The sequence below is a fragment of the Phocaeicola sp. GP0067 genome (assembly GCF_031119655.1).
Lineage (GTDB): Bacteria > Bacteroidota > Bacteroidia > Bacteroidales > Bacteroidaceae > Phocaeicola > Phocaeicola vulgatus.
The window spans coordinates 263,462-279,598 of record NZ_JAVHZY010000002.1 but is presented as its reverse complement, the minus strand read 5'-3'; the positions used below and the strand labels follow the sequence as shown (position 1 = coordinate 279,598).

Annotated in this window: 18 protein-coding genes; 9 read left to right on the top strand and 9 right to left on the bottom strand. The window is 41.4% G+C overall.

Annotated features, from left to right (window positions below; all coding sequences use genetic code 11):
• Position 1: 1 nt before the first annotated feature.
• From RE317_RS03065 to RE317_RS03045, 5 genes are all read right to left on the bottom strand, one after another.
• The gene (locus tag RE317_RS03065) at positions 2–433 is read right to left on the bottom strand and encodes a biotin/lipoyl-containing protein (RefSeq protein ID WP_005848289.1); all 432 of its coding nucleotides are present in this window, start codon (positions 431–433) and stop codon (positions 2–4) included.
• Positions 434–456: 23 nt separating this feature from the next.
• Positions 457–1,386, bottom strand: coding sequence for an OadG family transporter subunit (locus RE317_RS03060; RefSeq protein ID WP_005847425.1), 930 nt, complete (start codon positions 1,384–1,386; stop codon positions 457–459).
• 27 nt (positions 1,387–1,413) lie between these two features.
• Positions 1,414–2,967: an acyl-CoA carboxylase subunit beta gene (locus RE317_RS03055; protein ID WP_005847426.1), complete on the bottom strand. Its 1,554-nt coding sequence runs from the start codon at positions 2,965–2,967 to the stop codon at positions 1,414–1,416.
• A gap of 102 nt (positions 2,968–3,069) precedes the next feature.
• Positions 3,070–3,483 carry a methylmalonyl-CoA epimerase gene (gene mce, locus RE317_RS03050; protein ID WP_005847427.1) on the bottom strand — a complete coding sequence of 138 codons (414 nt, stop codon included), beginning with the start codon at positions 3,481–3,483 and terminating at the stop codon, positions 3,070–3,072.
• A gap of 156 nt (positions 3,484–3,639) precedes the next feature.
• Positions 3,640–4,662 (bottom strand): GNAT family N-acetyltransferase, encoded by a 1,023-nt coding sequence (locus tag RE317_RS03045; protein WP_008782090.1) that lies wholly within the window; start codon positions 4,660–4,662, stop codon positions 3,640–3,642.
• Between the two features lie 45 nt (positions 4,663–4,707).
• Here RE317_RS03045 and RE317_RS03040 point away from each other — a divergent pair, with 45 nt between their 5' ends.
• From RE317_RS03040 to RE317_RS03015, 6 genes are all read left to right on the top strand, one after another.
• Complete coding sequence (locus RE317_RS03040) at positions 4,708–5,244, top strand: nitroreductase family protein (protein ID WP_008670502.1); 537 nt, start codon at positions 4,708–4,710, stop codon at positions 5,242–5,244.
• A gap of 2 nt (positions 5,245–5,246) precedes the next feature.
• On the top strand, positions 5,247–5,573 hold the full coding sequence (locus RE317_RS03035) for a hypothetical protein (protein ID WP_005848281.1): 327 nt from the start codon (positions 5,247–5,249) through the stop codon (positions 5,571–5,573).
• On the top strand, positions 5,573–6,379 hold the full coding sequence (locus RE317_RS03030) for a Rossmann-like and DUF2520 domain-containing protein (protein WP_008670504.1): 807 nt from the start codon (positions 5,573–5,575) through the stop codon (positions 6,377–6,379). The genes RE317_RS03035 and RE317_RS03030 overlap by 1 nt, the downstream gene beginning before the upstream one ends.
• A gap of 5 nt (positions 6,380–6,384) precedes the next feature.
• Positions 6,385–6,903 carry an HAD family hydrolase gene (locus tag RE317_RS03025; RefSeq protein ID WP_005847432.1) on the top strand — a complete coding sequence of 173 codons (519 nt, stop codon included), beginning with the start codon at positions 6,385–6,387 and terminating at the stop codon, positions 6,901–6,903.
• Between the two features lie 17 nt (positions 6,904–6,920).
• Entirely contained in the window at positions 6,921–7,502 is a 582-nt protein-coding gene (locus tag RE317_RS03020; RefSeq protein ID WP_008670508.1) for a Maf-like protein, read from the top strand.
• Between the two features lie 66 nt (positions 7,503–7,568).
• Complete coding sequence (locus RE317_RS03015) at positions 7,569–8,576, top strand: 2-hydroxyacid dehydrogenase (RefSeq protein WP_008670509.1); 1,008 nt, start codon at positions 7,569–7,571, stop codon at positions 8,574–8,576.
• On the opposite strand, the gene RE317_RS03010 is transcribed toward RE317_RS03015, so the two are convergent.
• Positions 8,573–9,742, bottom strand: a complete 1,170-nt coding sequence (locus RE317_RS03010; RefSeq protein WP_008670511.1) for a DUF3843 family protein — start codon at positions 9,740–9,742, stop codon at positions 8,573–8,575. The genes RE317_RS03015 and RE317_RS03010 overlap by 4 nt on opposite strands.
• Positions 9,743–9,860: 118 nt before the next feature.
• Between RE317_RS03010 and RE317_RS03005 the strand changes: the two genes are divergently transcribed.
• Positions 9,861–10,250 (top strand): DUF2721 domain-containing protein, encoded by a 390-nt coding sequence (locus RE317_RS03005; RefSeq protein ID WP_005848274.1) that lies wholly within the window; start codon positions 9,861–9,863, stop codon positions 10,248–10,250.
• Between the two features lies 1 nt (position 10,251).
• Here the strand turns inward: RE317_RS03005 and RE317_RS03000 are convergent, their stop codons facing one another.
• The gene (locus RE317_RS03000) at positions 10,252–11,427 is read right to left on the bottom strand and encodes an MFS transporter (RefSeq protein ID WP_008670514.1); all 1,176 of its coding nucleotides are present in this window, start codon (positions 11,425–11,427) and stop codon (positions 10,252–10,254) included.
• A gap of 101 nt (positions 11,428–11,528) precedes the next feature.
• Here RE317_RS03000 and RE317_RS02995 point away from each other — a divergent pair, with 101 nt between their 5' ends.
• A complete protein-coding gene (locus RE317_RS02995; protein WP_032939199.1) occupies positions 11,529–12,044 on the top strand; it encodes a TlpA disulfide reductase family protein in 516 nt (171 codons plus the stop codon).
• Between the two features lie 133 nt (positions 12,045–12,177).
• Here RE317_RS02995 and RE317_RS02990 read toward each other — a convergent pair whose 3' ends face one another.
• Positions 12,178–12,540 (bottom strand): hypothetical protein, encoded by a 363-nt coding sequence (locus tag RE317_RS02990; protein WP_005848268.1) that lies wholly within the window; start codon positions 12,538–12,540, stop codon positions 12,178–12,180.
• A gap of 99 nt (positions 12,541–12,639) precedes the next feature.
• The gene (locus tag RE317_RS02985) at positions 12,640–12,927 is read right to left on the bottom strand and encodes a hypothetical protein (protein WP_008670518.1); all 288 of its coding nucleotides are present in this window, start codon (positions 12,925–12,927) and stop codon (positions 12,640–12,642) included.
• 454 nt (positions 12,928–13,381) lie between these two features.
• On the opposite strand from RE317_RS02985, the gene RE317_RS02980 reads away from it, so the two are divergent.
• Positions 13,382–16,117 (top strand): carboxypeptidase-like regulatory domain-containing protein, encoded by a 2,736-nt coding sequence (locus RE317_RS02980; protein WP_008782093.1) that lies wholly within the window; start codon positions 13,382–13,384, stop codon positions 16,115–16,117.
• The last annotated feature ends 20 nt before the right edge of the window (positions 16,118–16,137 follow it).

Genomic DNA, 16,137 nt, shown 5'->3' with positions numbered 1-16,137 from the left:
ATTATTCAATAATTACAAGGTCAGTACCTTCGAGAACGGATTCTCCTTTACTTACATTGATTGCGGTGATCTTGCCGTCTTTGTCTGCATTGATGTTATTTTCCATCTTCATAGCTTCAAGGATAATGATGGTTTGCCCCTTTTTTACGGTATCACCCACATTTACCTTGATATCAAGGATTACCCCCGGCAACGGAGATTTAACGCCCGATTTACCTGTAGAAGTTGCAGCAGGCTTTACTACTGTAGCTGGTGCCGGAGCAGGGCTGGTTGATACAGGACGAACTACCGGTTTCACTACAGCTTTCGGAGCTTTTTCCATTTCCACTTTGTAAGGAGTACCGTTCACTTCAACATGAGCGATATTGTCTTCTATATCTCCAATGGCAACTTTGTATACGTTACCGTTGATCTTATATTTATATTCTTTCATCATTTTATCTTTTTATTGGTGACTTACTTTTTGTGGGGAGTTTCACGCAAGGTATAAATCTTGGAACTCCACGGTGAATAACTACGTTTTACACGGGTAATGGTAAGAACGGTTTCTTCCACGTCATGTACATCGCTTTGCATTTCATGCATGGCCATGGCGATAGCGGCGAATACTTCGCCCGGAGCTTCACCCAATTTCTTTTCTTTGGCTTCTTGCTTGTCGGTAATACCTTTTACCTTCATGGCATTGCGCTTGCTCAGGTTTACAGAAATCTTACCTACACATTTGAAGAGAATGAAAAGTAAAAGAAGACCGCAGAATACAACGCTCATAGCAGAGATGGCCATACCGATACCACTACCGTCGTGTTCTTCGAATTTTTCCATCTTTGCATGACTGTTGATAGTCTTGTTATTGGTGCTCGGAGTCACATATTTGTCTGCGCTGGAACCTTTCACCTCCCATTCATTTGCTGCGTCGCTGACACGTGCGTATGATTGGTTTGCTTGCAATGTGCCTGCCGGAACAATAATCTGATCCAATAATTTTTTGCCTGAATCATACAATCCAATCCAATTGTCGGTTGCGGCATTCAGTGTGAAATTAGTGTGGAAAGTACCGCGGTTGGGTTCGCCGTCTGCCCAGAATAAAGCGTGCTGGCGAGGTTTGACCAAAGTCAATACATCACCTTTAGGGATAAAATAAGTAGCAGTATCTCCAGGCTGGCTGCTCACCTTCAGTAAACAACCGGCAAGGTCTGCGCTACCAAATGATCTGTTGAATATTTCAATCCATGCGCTGTGTACTCCGTAGTCATCCTGGAAATTGCTTTCATTTTCAATCAGCACTTCATTCAGTACCAGCTTGGTGTTCGATTTCTGTTCTCCACAAGAACATAACCCCACCATCAGCAGCAAAGAAAGGAATATTCCTATATTTAATTTCTTCATGTTCAATTCTCAATTTTTAATTTTTAATTAAAGAGGAATATTACCATGCTTCTTAGCCGGATTGGTTAATTTCTTAGTCTGCAACTGTTGCAATGCACGGATGATGCGGAAACGGGTATTACGCGGTTCAATCACATCATCAATGTAGCCATATTTGGCAGCATTGTAAGGATTGGCGAACAGCTTGGTGTATTCAGCTTCTTTTTCGGCTAGGAATGCGGCAGGATTTTCCTGTTCTTTGGCTTCGCGTGCGTATAATACTTCTACTGCACCTGCACCACCCATAACGGCGATTTCGGCAGTAGGCCATGCATAATTCATATCACCGCGAAGTTGTTTACAGCTCATTACAATGTGAGATCCGCCGTATGATTTACGCAGGGTAATTGTCACTTTGGGTACAGTCGCTTCGCCGTAAGCATACAGCAACTTGGCACCGTGGAGGATTACACCGTTGTATTCTTGTCCTGTACCCGGAAGGAATCCCGGAACATCTACCAATGAAACAAGAGGTATATTGAAAGCGTCGCAGAAACGTACAAAACGAGCACCTTTGCGTGACGCATTGCTGTCAAGCACACCCGCTAGGTATTTGGGTTGGTTGGCAACAATACCTACAGACTGGCCGTTGAAACGTGCGAAACCAATGATGATATTTTTAGCGTAGTGAGGTTGGACTTCCAAAAACTCACCATTATCTACGATGGCGCTGATCACCTCATACATATCGTATGGTTTGTTGGGGCTGTCGGGGATAATTTCGTTCAAAGAGTCTTCCAGACGGTCGATAGGATCGGTACAGTCTACATAGGGAGCTTCTTCCAGATTGTTCTGAGGAATATAGCTTAACAATTTGCGGATCATGGCTAACCCTTCTTCTTCCGTCTTGGCAGTAAAATGAGTAACACCGGATTTGGTTGAATGAACGCTTGCACCACCTAAGTTTTCCTGGCTTACATCTTCACCTGTAACAGTCTTTACCACTTTCGGTCCGGTAAGGAACATATATGATGTGCCTTCCATCATCAAGGTGAAGTCTGTCAGCGCAGGAGAGTAAACAGCTCCGCCTGCACAAGGACCGAAAATACCTGAGATCTGCGGAATAACACCTGAAGCAAGAATATTGCGTTGGAAAATTTCAGCATAACCGGCCAATGCATTGATACCTTCTTGAATACGTGCGCCACCCGAGTCGTTGATACCGATACAGGGAGCACCCATTTTCATAGCTTGATCCATTACTTTGCATATTTTCAGAGACATTGTTTCTGAAAGAGAACCGGCAGAAACAGTGAAATCCTGTGCAAAGATGTAAACTAAACGTCCTTCTATGGTACCACAACCTGTTACTACACCGTCGCCCGGATAATGTTTTTTCTCCATGCCGAAATTGGTGCATCTGTGTTCCACAAACATATCCATTTCTTCGAAACTGCCCTCATCCAGCAGCATGGCTATGCGTTCGCGGGCTGTATATTTTCCTTTATCATGCTGTTTTGCAATTGCTTTATCACCTCCACCCATGCGTGCTGTAGCCCGGCGTTCGATAAGCTCTTTTATTTTTTCAAGTTGATTGCTCATTTTACTTATGATTTTACAATTTACGATTAAAAAATAATTCTATTTACGCTTGAACCAGACTAAATATACTGACTTCAATCGTGAATAGTCAGATCTCGTGTTTTATGGTTTTTCGCAAAGCTCGGTCAGGACGCCCAAAGTTGATTTGGGATGTAAAAAAGCAATTTGCAAACCTTCAGCACCTTTACGCGGAGCTTTGTCAATGAGACGGATGCCGGTGGTTTCAGCTTCGGCTAACGCATTTGCCACACCATCTTCCACTGCAAAAGCCAAATGATGCATACCACCGTTGCCATTATTTTTTTCAATGAACTTTGCGATAGTGCTTTCGGGGCTTGTAGGTTCCAGCAGTTCTATTTTAACATCACCTACTTTCAGAAAAGCGGTTTTAACTTTCTGATCCTCTACTGTTTCGATATTGTAGCATTTCAGACCTAATACGTTTTCATAATACGGCAGGGCCTCTTCAATGCTCTTTACGGCAATGCCCAGGTGTTCAATGTGTGAGATTTTCATGATCTTATAATTTTAATAGTTTGGTTTTATACTCAAGTTTTCAGATAAAACTGCACAAAGAAAGTAATTTCGAGTTAAATAAAGAAATATTTCTTCAATTTTATTTCTTATTTGCAAGATGCTTCACAACACTTTAGACAAAAAGACAAAAATGAGTTAAATATAGAATTTGCACAAGAGTTTGTTCAGCCACTTCCAACTGAAGCGGAACCAGCGGCGTGTACTGCTCTGCTTGCCGCCAAAGCGGAGTACAAAGTCCCTGTAACCGTGCTTTTTGAACGGTAATCCTGCATCCATGAATTCCAAATGTGCATATCCTTTTTCGTAAGCATAGGTAATAGGTGCCCATACGGACAGAATACCGGGGTAAAGAAAAGCATAGGTTTTCCGCATACTTCCTGAGAACCACAGGTAGGCACTTTCTTTTGAGAAAAGACAGATAGAACCACCGATGATTTTGCCTTTATATTTCACAAGAAACACTTTGGCTAATTCTTTTTCCGGGTTCTGCCATGCTAATAACCGGAAAAAGCCGATGTCCGGGAAATGTTTTCTTATCTGTGAGGAATAGGCTTTTTTCAACATTCGTGAGAAATCTTGTATATCTTTCTCATTGTCGGCTATTTCCATGATGGCACCATTTCTCAGAGCTTTGTTTATTTGTCTTCTGCGAGACATGCTCAGCCGTTCGTAAGGAGTTTTACTGTGCAGTGAATTACGTACTCTTAGCCAATTAATGGCGAAATAGTTGTTCCTTCTGAAGGCTTTGTATCCGAATAGCGGATTTTCCAAGTTGCGGAACTCGATGAGGAACGATTTGCATAATACTTCGTTGGTGAGATGTTCCAATATTTCCCCGAACAGGTCTTCCTTATTCTGTTCTTCATCAAAATACTCGCCTGTGCCATAAATTTCGCATCGTTTGATGATTGCGGGGGGAAACAGGCGCACACTTTTCCGGATGACTGCCAGCAGTTTGCCTACAGGACGGTTTCCTATATAGGCAACGATAAGCAAAGGTTCGTATCCCCGGGTCATTTCAAAGACATGAAACAGCTCGGTAGAATGGAAAATGTTTGTTCCCGGCAGAGGGGGAATGGCATTTCCTTTGCGATATGTACTTAATCTGACAGGCATCTCTAATTGCAAATTTATTGTTTTTTGTTTATCAATCCACATTCTAGTTGTATATTTGTGCAGAAAAATAAATTAACAGGGTATATTATGGAACAATTTAGTGACTTAATAAAGAACAGACGCAGCATGCGTAAGTTCACGGATCAAGAGTTGACACAGGAAGAGGTAGTTGCTTTGTTGAAGGCTGCTTTGATGGCTCCGTCTTCTAAACGTAGCAATTGCTGGCAGTTTATTGTGGTAGATGATAAGGATATGTTGGAAAAACTTTCCCATTGTAAGGAGATGGGGGCGGCTTTCCTAGCGGATGCTGCTATGGCTGTAGTTGTGATGGCTGATCCGTTGGCTAGTGATGTCTGGATTGAAGATGCGTCAATTGCTTCCATAATGATCCAGTTGCAGGCAGAAGATTTGGGGTTGGGAAGTTGTTGGATACAGGTGCGTGAACGTTTTACCGCTACCGGGATGCCCTCGGGTGAATACGTGCATACGTTGCTTGATATTCCGTTGCAGTTGCAGGTGGTTTCCATTATAGCGGTAGGACATAAGAGTATGGAACGCAAGCCTTTTAATGAGGAGCATTTACAATGGGAGAAAATTCACATTAATAAATATGGAGGCAAGTAAACGTGGCTGCTGTCAATCATAAGGATACGTATAAAGCTTCTGCGGTGTTTCTCATTGTGATGGGGATGCTTTATCTGATCGATAAGTTTATAGGATTTGCTTCACACGGGTTGCCATGGGTTATGCAGAAAGACAATCTGTTACTGTATGCAGCTGTTATTTTCCTTTGGTTCAAGGCCGATAAGTCAGTAGGAATTGTATTGGCGGGTATATGGCTGATATTGAATATCGGTTTGGTGATAGCTTTGTTGGGACAGATGTCTGCTTATTTGTTGCCGGCGGCTTTGTTGCTGGTGGGAGTTATTTTATATTTAGTTTCGACCCGATGATGAAAATAGTTCTGATAGGAGCCGGCAATGTGGCAACCCATCTGGGAATTGCTTTACAAAAGGCGGGGTGTCTTATCTTGCAGGTATACAGCCGTACAGAGGAATCTGCTTCTGCATTGGCTGCCAGACTTTCAGTAGACTACACAATTGTGCCGGACGAGATACGTCGGGATGCCGATTTGTATATTGTAGCGCTGAAAGATGCAGTTTTGCGACAATTGGCTCCTGTATTGGTGAAAGGAAGGGAGCAGGCCTTGTTTGTACATACGGCGGGTAGTATGTCTATGGATTTATGGAAGGGATTGGTAAAACGCTATGGGGTACTTTATCCTATGCAGACTTTTAGCAAGCAGCGTGAAGTGGATTTCAATACTGTACCTTTTTTTATAGAAGCATCTGCTCCGGCAGAAGTGGAATTGCTGCGTATGGTGGCAGTTCGTCTCAGTCCTAAAGTGTATGAAGTGACTTCCGGGCAACGTAGGTATTTGCATCTGGCGGCAGTCTTTGCTTGTAATTTTGCAAACCATATGTATGCATTAAGTTCACATATACTGGAAAAGCAGGGGATTCCTTTTGAAGTGATGCTTCCGCTGATAGACGAAACTGCCGGCAAAGTACATGAACTTTCTCCCACACAGGCGCAGACAGGTCCGGCTGTACGCTACGATGAAAACGTAATAAGCAAACATTTGGAGATGTTGGCGGACGAGGAGTCTTTGCAGGAATTGTACGAAAAGATAAGTAAAAGTATTCATAATCTCCCTTTGTCTGTCATTCAGGCAAATAAAGAGGGAAAGAACTCATAAGTGGTATGATAAACTATGATTTAAAGAAAATAAAGGCATTGGTATTTGATGTAGATGGGGTATTGAGTGCGGAAACTATTTATTTGCACCCCAATGGTGAACCCATGCGTACGGTTAATATCAAGGATGGGTATGCATTGCAGTTGGCTGTGAAATGCGGGCTGCATGTTGCCATCATTACCGGTGGAAATACCGAGGCGGTGCGTAAGCGTTATGAGGGGCTAGGTATCAAAGATGTCTATCTGGCTGCTGCGGTGAAGACCCGGGAGTATGCCCATTTGAAGGAAAAATATGGATTGCAGGATGAGGAGATACTCTATATGGGCGATGATATTCCCGATTATGAAGTGATGCGTTTGTGTGGGCTGCCTTGTTGTCCTGCTGATGCGGCACCTGAGATAAAGGAAACAGCTGTTTATATTTCTCATCGTAACGGGGGATATGGATGTGGCCGTGACGTGGTGGAACAGGTCTTGAAGGCTCAAGGAAAATGGATGGCTCATGAAAAGGCCTTCGGGTGGTAATGAAATAAAGAAAAGTTATGTTGGAAAATTTAGAAAAATATAAAATAATCCTTGCTTCCAATTCTCCGCGCCGCAAAGAATTGTTATCCGGCTTAGGTATAAAATATGAAGTAAAAACACTACCCGGCATAGAGGAAACCTATCCGGATACATTGAAAGCAGAGGAAATCCCTTTGTATATAGCTTGCGAGAAGGCGGCTGCTTACCGGAATACCATGCATCCGGACGAATTGATTATTACTGCCGATACCATTGTATGGTTGGATGGTGTAGTCATGGGCAAGCCTCATAACGAGGATGATGCACGGCAAATGTTGTGGAAGCTTTCCGGCAAGACCCATCAGGTGATAACCGGAGTTTGTCTGACTACCGCCGGGGCTCAGCGAAGTTTTTCAGCTGTGACAGAAGTAACGTTTGCAGAATTGTCCGATGAGGAGATCGATTATTATATCCGGGTTTACAAGCCGATGGATAAGGCTGGTTCTTATGGTATACAAGAGTGGATAGGTTTCATTGGTGTCCGTGGTATTTCAGGTAGTTACTTCAATGTGATGGGGCTTCCTGTACAGCGCCTGTACACGGAACTGAAAAAACTATAAGTCAGTATGTGAACAGTAGGGGCCGTGTTTTTGTTATTTATATGAACTATAAATGGAAAAACAATTATGGCTTATAAAATAGCTTTTTACGACACGAAACCCTACGACGAACGCTCGTTTACGGAGGCTAATGAGAAGTTTGGCTTTGATATCAGGTATTACAAAGGCCATTTGAATATGAATAACGTGGTGTTGACCAAAGGAGTGGATGTGGTTTGTATCTTCGTAAACGATACGGCTGATGCCGAAGTTATCCGGGCAATGGCGGATAATGGTGTTAAACTGCTGGCTTTAAGATGCGCAGGTTATAATAATGTGGATTTAGCGGCAACGGCAGGTAAGATGAAAGTGGTACGGGTACCGGCTTATTCACCTTATGCCGTTGCCGAATTTACAGTGGCGTTGATGTTATCACTCAACCGCAAGATTCCCCGTGCCACAATGCGGACACGTGACGGGAACTTCTCCCTGCACGGGCTTATGGGATTTGATATGCATGGCAAGACTGCCGGAATTATCGGTACGGGTAAGATTGCCAAGATTTTAATTCAGATATTACGTGGATTCGGTATGAATGTTCTTGCATATGATCTTTATCCCGATTACAATTTTGCCCGTGAACATCAGGTGGTTTATTGTACTTTGGATGAACTTTATCATAGTTCGGATATCATCTCCCTGCATTGTCCTTTGACAGAACAGACAAAGTATCTGATTAATGATTATTCCATCAGTAAAATGAAAGACGGAGTGATGATTATCAATACGGGGCGTGGGCAGTTGATTCACACCAATGCCTTGATAGAGGGACTGAAGACTAAAAAGGTAGGATATGCCGGTCTGGATGTATACGAGGAAGAAGAGCCTTATTTTTATGAAGATAAGTCCGACAAGATTATTGATGATGACACTTTAGCCCGTCTTTTGTCTTTCAACAATGTGATTGTGACTTCTCATCAGGCATTCTTTACCAAAGAAGCAATGACGAATATTGCTCATACTACTCTGCAAAATGTGAAAGACTTTGCTGAAAGTAGATTTTTGGTGAACGAAGTAGCGGTGGGGAGAGTCTAATCTCCCCTGTAGTAATATAATAAGGAGTGGCGGGCTATAAAGTCCGCATTCTTTTGAACCAGTTCCCTTTCACCAAATTCGGGGAATTGTGCATCGGGGATATAGTGGTTGTTTATTACATATTCCATCAGGTCCGGTGGGCATTTGGTCGGGATAGTAAGCAGGCTGAATGCCTCTTGGGCAGCCGTTGCGGCATCATACATCGGGTTAAGAGGGTCACTGATGTATTTGCATATATCTTTCGCCAGTAGAATACCTTTTTCGGAATTCACCATCATGATGAAATCCTTATGTTCCTTCATTTGGGGCAAAGTGTGATTGGAATCGTCCGGCCATTGTAATACTTGGGTAAGGAAACGGTGTAGTTCCTTATATCCTTCCAGATATACGATACGGGCACCGTTTGTGCCTTGCGTGAACAATTGATAGGTATGGTGGTTCCTTTCCTTCATTTCATCCGATATTTCGGGAATGGCAGGGTATAGTCCTTCTATCTCTTCCCAACATTCGGTTTCTCCGTTGGTCAGCAGGTCAATCCATTCATGAAGAAACAGGGCAAGGGGGCCACATGGAATGATGAATTTGTCGGTTTCTGTAACCTGTGCAATATATTCTTGTACAGATGGTTCTGTGAGATAAGTATGTCCGAACAGCCAGCGTAGTTTATGGTTTGCGTTCTCTTTTCCTTTGAAGTCCATAAAGAAATCCTGTAACGTGTCATTGGCGGGAGCCGTTTCATACTCTTCATCCAATATCCGGAAAAATGAATGCGAGGTTTCTTCGATATTCCTGTCCATCGGATTGATATACGGATGTTTATATGGAGCCTTCTCTAAAGTGTTCCAAATGATGAAGCGGATATCTTCTTCATTGATCTCATCTTTTATATAATCCGGCCGGATGGTATAGAAAGGAAGTGACGTATCATATAGTTCCAGATGTTTTTTGATGAATGCTTGCCATAGACCTAAACCTGAAATGACATCTTCAAAATAGGCAGCGGTGTAAAGACATAATTTCTTTTTTATGGATTCGGGAATCTCTCTTATCGTACAAGTGGAGTATAATCGGTTAGCCAGATCGACAAAATATCTGTCTGTAGCCTGTTGTTGGATGTAAGGATGGATAGCCAACCAATCTTTTATGTATAATTTTATGGTTTGCATATTAGTTTATTTGAATTATTTTTATTGCAAAGATATTCCTTTCATTGTAAAAAGGAAGGAGAATATCGGGATATTTACTTTATCTTTGCAATATTCTAACTTTGAAATACCTATAAAAATGGAAATAGATTTAACAACTCCTGCTTTATTATTTTCTGCCATATCGCTGATTATGTTGGCATATACTAATCGTTTTCTTTCATACGCTCAATTAGTGCGTACGTTGAAGGACCAATATCGTGAGAATCATTCGGCTGTGACAGCAGCACAGATTGCTAATCTCCGCAAGCGTCTTTATCTGACACGTGCCATGCAGGTGACAGGTATCGGAAGTTTGTTGCTTTGTGTGGTCAGTATGTTTTTAATGTATATACAGTTCTACCTTATATCCGTATATATTTTTGGACTGGCGCTTGTGCTGCTCATTATTTCTTTGGGGATTTCTGTGCGCGAGATTTATATTTCGGTCAAGGCGCTGGAATTGCATCTAAGCGATATGGATTCCTGATTTATTTTTTTGAAAAGATATTTATCATAAAGGAACAGGTTGCCAGTGTGATACCTGTTCCTACTACTCCCTGCCATCCAAACCAGTGCCAAAATATTCCGGCAAGAAGTGTACCTATGGAACCGCCAATAAAATAGGTCGTCATAAAAATGGTGTTGATACGGTTGGCCGCCTTCGGGTTAAGAGAGAAAATCGTAGTCTGATTACTCAATTGGATGCATTGCATGCCTATATCTATGATAAAAATTCCGATGATGATTCCCACATAGGAGTTCTGACCGGAATAAAGCGAGAACCACGCTGCAAATATCAAACCACAACCGATGTAATTCAGTCGTTTGACTCCCAAAACCTGTACATAGTTTCCTATATACGAGGCGGTGAGAGCTCCTGCTATGCCGCATAATCCCAATAACCCTACAATGTTGTTTCCCGCAAAAAAAGGGGCTTGTTCCATCTTAAATGCCAATGAAGTCCATAGAGCAAGAAATGAGCCGAAAGCAATTCCGGCACGTAAGGAAGAAATACGCAACTGGGGGTATTCCATAACCAATGAAAACAAGGATTTCATCAGATCACTGTATCTGCCTTTGAAATTACACGGCATGTCGGGTAGTACACGCATGATGATGATGACACATATCACCATCATCCCGGCTGCCACAAAGAAAATGAACCGCCATCCTAAATATTCACCGATAATTCCGCTTACTACGCGCGAGGCCAGGATACCTGTCAGCAATCCCGATACAATCATACCTACATTTTTTCCCTTGGTTTCGGGAGTGGAAAATTGGGCAGCTATGGGGATAAAGATTTGTGGCATCACCGAACAAATGCCGGTCAGTAGAGAGGCAAATAAAATGAGATGGATATAGGGAGTCAGTGCGATGGTTAGTAATGAAACGACCAGGACTGTGAAATTGATTAGAATAATGGTTTTCCTTTTAAATAAATCTCCCAAAGGAATAATGAACAGCAATCCGATGGCATAACCTATTTGGGTAATCATTGCTATCAGGTTGGCGGTGAACTCGGATGTTTGGAGATCACGGCTGATGCGGTTTAATAAAGGTTGGTTATAATATAAATTGGCAACGGAGATTCCCGCAATAATTGCTAGCGTCCAAAGTAAGGAGGCAGGTAGTCCTTGGTTTTCTTTTAATTCTTGTTTCATGCTGCAAAAGTAGTAATTTCATGAAAATCATGTTATCTTTGTAAAGAAGAAAAATGGGAATGGAAATGGGAATGGAAATGAAAATGGAAATGAAAATGGAAATGAAGAATTGGATAAAAACGGTCTGTTTTCTGCTTTGGACCTGTGTAATGTGTACGGCGTGTATTGATGATGATGTGGAGGAAGGTACTGTTGATTTACAAACAGGAGAGAGCATTCCTGTTTTCTCTGTGGTAATGGATGATGGACAAATAATAACTTCCGAAACTCTGAAAGGAGAGGTTTCTTTGATTGTGTTTTTTCATACGGGGTGTCCGGACTGCCGGAAAGAACTTCCTGTGCTGCAAAAAATATATACGGATTACGGTCGAAGAATCCGGATGGTTTGTATTAGCAGGGAAGAGAGCTCGGCAGAGATTGTCCGTTATTGGGACGAAAATCATTTGACCTTGCCCTATTCGGCCCAAGAAAACCGCACGGTATACTATCAGTTTGCTAAATCGGGAATACCTCGTGTTTATGTCATAGATAAAGAGTTGGTTATCCGTAGTGTTTTCACGGATAACCCGTTGGCAAGTTATGAAGATTTGGCTGAGGCTATAACCGCCAGTTTGTAATTTTAGGCATGGTATTTTAATTTATATTATTTCTTTTGTGGATGGTGTATGTTTATAGCATACTTTTCCCTCTTCATCTTTAGGGATAATGAATGTGGTTGATGAAGATATTGGTGATGGAGTATCTTGATGTTTATTGTGTTGGCTTTTTGAAAAAAGTTCCTTTATTGTCTTTAATCTCTATCATTCCATTATCGGCATCAAATAGGAAAGGAGGAAAGCTGAAAAATATGTATATTTCAGTATCTTTTAATTTATAGAGTTTGGGAGTTATTTTTTTGCTGACACCAGATGGGAATACTTGGTCATCCATTTCGGTGAGGATATAATAATCTGCTCCCTCCCTCAATACATTTTTGCTAATCTTGGCTTCTGCTTTTGATTTGGCAATAATATAGAATCCCTCTATATCATATTTTTCCCAATTTTTATACTCTTGTCCAAGCACCATACTTATGTTTAAACATAAAACCAGTAGTAATAATATTCTTTTCATATCTATCTGTTTTTAAGGTTATTCCAAGTTGGTATCACAAATATAAGAATTCTTATTGGTTTTTTCAAGGAATAAGAAAGAAAAATAGAGAGTGGAATTTTAAAGAAAAGTAATTCCTATCCATATCAGAACTCCTGCTATTAGAACAATGCCTAACATGATTAATTTTATTTTGAAGAGCTGGTGGGTTTCCGCTTCTTCTTTTTCTTGCGTTTTTATTCTGATCTCTTCTAATTGCTCAAGGGATAGATGGGAGGAGTGCCCTTTTTTGTTCAAATCAATCAGTCGGTTTCTAGTTTCATTCAAGCGTTCCTTTCCTGCCTTTCGTAGTTCACGATTTTCTTTATCTCTTCTCATCATGTCATTGATGCAACCTAAAGTACCCATAATCTAACTGTTTAATTTGAATTCATTTTCACAAATATAGTGTTTTTTGCAGTTGCTTTTCTTCATTTGCTAATTTAATATTTGAAGGATAGATATTACTTAATAAACCTGATGTGCCTTGACTGCCGGATATAAATATTCTGCCAATGGATTTGTAATATAAAGTTGTATGCCATTATGCTTTCATACCATTGCTTATGGGGTAATATGTTGATAATGAACTGTATTTATATGGCGTGGCATTTTCCCCATTGAAATAGGTAAAAAGTAGATGTATTTATCTTATCATTGAAAAAAAATGTGAATATAAAGTTTAGGTGAAAGTGATTTTATTTGTAAATTGTATACCGTCATGTAGGTATCTCCGATCTATGTATAATTTAGTATATACCTAGAAATGGGGATTGTGCCGAGCTTTTATGAATTGTAATTTTGCAAACCAATAGAGAATGAAATGATTTGTAAGATTGCATATATTTTTTTATTTATAATTTGTAGCAATGTGTCTCTTTTATGGGGGCAGACATTTGTATTTCGGGGAACTGTACTGGATGAGCAGACTCATAAAGCGTTGGATTACGCTACAGTTCAATTGTTTGTGGATAAGCAGATTGTTTATGGGGGAATAACAGATGCGAATGGACATTTTGAACTTCTACATATCCATCCTGGAACTTATCGGGTTATTGTATCCTATTTAGGATATGATTCTACAGAAAAAGAAGTGAAGGTTATTGGGGATATTTCAGCAATCTTTTATTTAAAACCTTCGGTCATGGCGCTGAACGAGGTAGTGGTGACCGCTTCTGAATCAAAACGCGCTACCAGCGCTTCTATCGTTGACCGTACAGCCATGAAACATCTTCAGCCCAGCAGTTTCAGTGACTTGATGGAATTAGTACCTGGAGGAAAGTCGGCTGATCCTCAGATGGGGCAGGCCAATCTGATCCGGATACGTGAAACAGGTAAGACGGAGGATATCTCTTCATTGGGAGTTGGATTTTATATTGATGGTATCTCCCAGAATACGGATGCGAATCTGCAATATATGCCAAACAGTACTTCCGCAGTGAATGCAACGAGCACAATGTCAAAAGGGATAGATATGCGTACCATCTCAACCGATAATATTGAGAAGGTGGAAATCATTCGTGGCATTCCTTCCGTGGCTTATGGTAATGTGGCAAACGGTGCGGTAATCATTCAGCGTAAAATGAATGAGAGCCCCTTGTCTGCGCGTTTTAAGGCTGATAAAACCAGTAAACTGTTTTCTGTAGGCAAGGGAATTCGGCTGGATGGGAACGGGCGTTATGTGTTGAATGCTGATTTAAACTATTTGGAGTCCAAAATAGATCCGCGTAACAGTGTGAAAAATTACACTCGCCTTACTGCTTCCGCCCGCTTGGATGGCAAATGGTTATGGAATGAACGTAATATTCATTGGAATATCAGTTCCGATTATACCGGCTCGTTTGATGATGCGAAGAGGGATAAAGATGCGACAGTAAAGGAAGATTCTTATAAATCGGACTTTAACAGCCTGAAGATAGCGGGGAAATGGAGCATGAAGTTTCCGGCCCATTTATGGATTCGTGAGGTTGGTGTGGCTACTTCTGTCAGTCAGCAGTGGGAGAAGATGCGTGAAATAAAGTCCGTTTCTCTGAATCGTCCGGCAGCTATTGCTACTCAGACAGAAACCGGAGAGTTTGATGGCATCTATCTACCTTATAATTATGTGGCACAGATGGATATTGATGGTAAACCTTTATATGTTACGGCTTCCGCCCGTACGCGGTTGGCTTTCCCGTTGGGGGTATTACAGAATGCGATGAATATGGGGATGGAATGGAATTATCAGAAGAATTTGGGAGAAGGCCAGGTATTCGATGTGACACGGCCCATCAGTGAAAGTTTGAGTACACGGCCTCGCCGTTTTAAGGATATACCGGAGCTGCAACCTTTCGCCTTCTATGCCGAGGAGGTGTTGAATCTTCCTGTAAATAGACATAAATTGGCTTTTACGGCTGGTATCCGTTTGCAGTCTTTATTGGGGCTGGACACTAAATATAAGATGCAGGGCAAGATATATCCCGATCTTCGTCTGGACTTGCAATGGAGTTTACCGGTATCAAACGGATGGGATGTTTCCTTTTCGGGAGGTTTGGGCTGGATCAGCCGTATGCCGACCACCGCACAGCTATATCCGGATTTTAAGTATGTAGATTTGATTCAGTTGAATTATTACCATACCAATCCGGATTATCGCCGTATCAATATGATGACATATAAATGGGATAATACAAACTATCAATTGGAACCAGCACGTAACATGAAATGGGAAGTGCGGGCCGACGTCAGCTATAAGGGAAACCGCCTGTCGATAACTTATTTCCGCGAACGGATGAATAATGCTTTTGATGATATCACTTATTATAGGTCATTGGCATATAAACTATATGATCCTGCTAGTATCGACGGATCAGCATTGACGGCTCCTCCAGAACTTTCTCAGTTGACTTATACAAATGAATATAATCTGGATGTGTATTCCACACAAGGTAATGTAATGAAGGTGTGTAAAGAAGGAGTGGAGTTTCAGTTCGCTTCCAAACGAATAGAATCGCTCAAGACTCGCGTCACTATGTATGGAGCCTGGATAAAGACAATTTATAATTCGGATTCTCCTCAATATAAGGCCTCTTCTATATTGTTGGACAATAAACAGCTGAAATATGTGGGATTGTACAATGGGGACAACGGAACAGAAAGCCAGGCATTCAATACGAACTTTATGTTTGATACCTATATACAGCGTTTGGGACTTACTTTCTCTACGTCGGCACAATGCACTTGGTATACCAACAGACGGAACTTGTGGAATAATGGCGTGCCAGTAAGCTATATAGATCAATCCGGTGAAACGCATCCGTTTCGCGAAGAGGATAAAAACAATATTCAGTTACAGCATCTGGTGGAGAAATATTCAGCCACTTATTTTGAGCGTACTACCGTGCCTTTTTATATGGATATCAATTTGAAGGCGAGTAAACGGATCGGTAAGTATCTGAATCTGGCTTTTTATGTAAACCGGCTTTTGGGTATTTATCCTGATTATACGTTACGGGGCGTACTGCAACGGAGAACGTCCGAATCGCCTTATTTCGGTATGGAAATGAACTTAACCTTTTAGTAAATGAACAATAAAATAGA

Coding starts and splice junctions, on each gene's coding strand:
- RE317_RS03065 (WP_005848289.1), bottom strand. CDS start 433: ATGAAAGAATATAAATATAAGATCAACGGTAACGTATACAAAGTTGCC.
- RE317_RS03060 (WP_005847425.1), bottom strand. CDS start 1,386: ATGAAGAAATTAAATATAGGAATATTCCTTTCTTTGCTGCTGATGGTG.
- RE317_RS03055 (WP_005847426.1), bottom strand. CDS start 2,967: ATGAGCAATCAACTTGAAAAAATAAAAGAGCTTATCGAACGCCGGGCT.
- mce (WP_005847427.1), bottom strand. CDS start 3,483: ATGAAAATCTCACACATTGAACACCTGGGCATTGCCGTAAAGAGCATT.
- RE317_RS03045 (WP_008782090.1), bottom strand. CDS start 4,662: ATGTGGATTGATAAACAAAAAACAATAAATTTGCAATTAGAGATGCCT.
- RE317_RS03040 (WP_008670502.1), top strand. CDS start 4,708: ATGGAACAATTTAGTGACTTAATAAAGAACAGACGCAGCATGCGTAAG.
- RE317_RS03030 (WP_008670504.1), top strand. CDS start 5,573: ATGAAAATAGTTCTGATAGGAGCCGGCAATGTGGCAACCCATCTGGGA.
- RE317_RS03025 (WP_005847432.1), top strand. CDS start 6,385: ATGATAAACTATGATTTAAAGAAAATAAAGGCATTGGTATTTGATGTA.
- RE317_RS03020 (WP_008670508.1), top strand. CDS start 6,921: ATGTTGGAAAATTTAGAAAAATATAAAATAATCCTTGCTTCCAATTCT.
- RE317_RS03015 (WP_008670509.1), top strand. CDS start 7,569: ATGGCTTATAAAATAGCTTTTTACGACACGAAACCCTACGACGAACGC.
- RE317_RS03010 (WP_008670511.1), bottom strand. CDS start 9,742: ATGCAAACCATAAAATTATACATAAAAGATTGGTTGGCTATCCATCCT.
- RE317_RS03005 (WP_005848274.1), top strand. CDS start 9,861: ATGGAAATAGATTTAACAACTCCTGCTTTATTATTTTCTGCCATATCG.
- RE317_RS03000 (WP_008670514.1), bottom strand. CDS start 11,427: ATGAAACAAGAATTAAAAGAAAACCAAGGACTACCTGCCTCCTTACTT.
- RE317_RS02995 (WP_032939199.1), top strand. CDS start 11,529: ATGAAGAATTGGATAAAAACGGTCTGTTTTCTGCTTTGGACCTGTGTA.
- RE317_RS02990 (WP_005848268.1), bottom strand. CDS start 12,540: ATGAAAAGAATATTATTACTACTGGTTTTATGTTTAAACATAAGTATG.
- RE317_RS02985 (WP_008670518.1), bottom strand. CDS start 12,927: ATGGGTACTTTAGGTTGCATCAATGACATGATGAGAAGAGATAAAGAA.
- RE317_RS02980 (WP_008782093.1), top strand. CDS start 13,382: ATGATTTGTAAGATTGCATATATTTTTTTATTTATAATTTGTAGCAAT.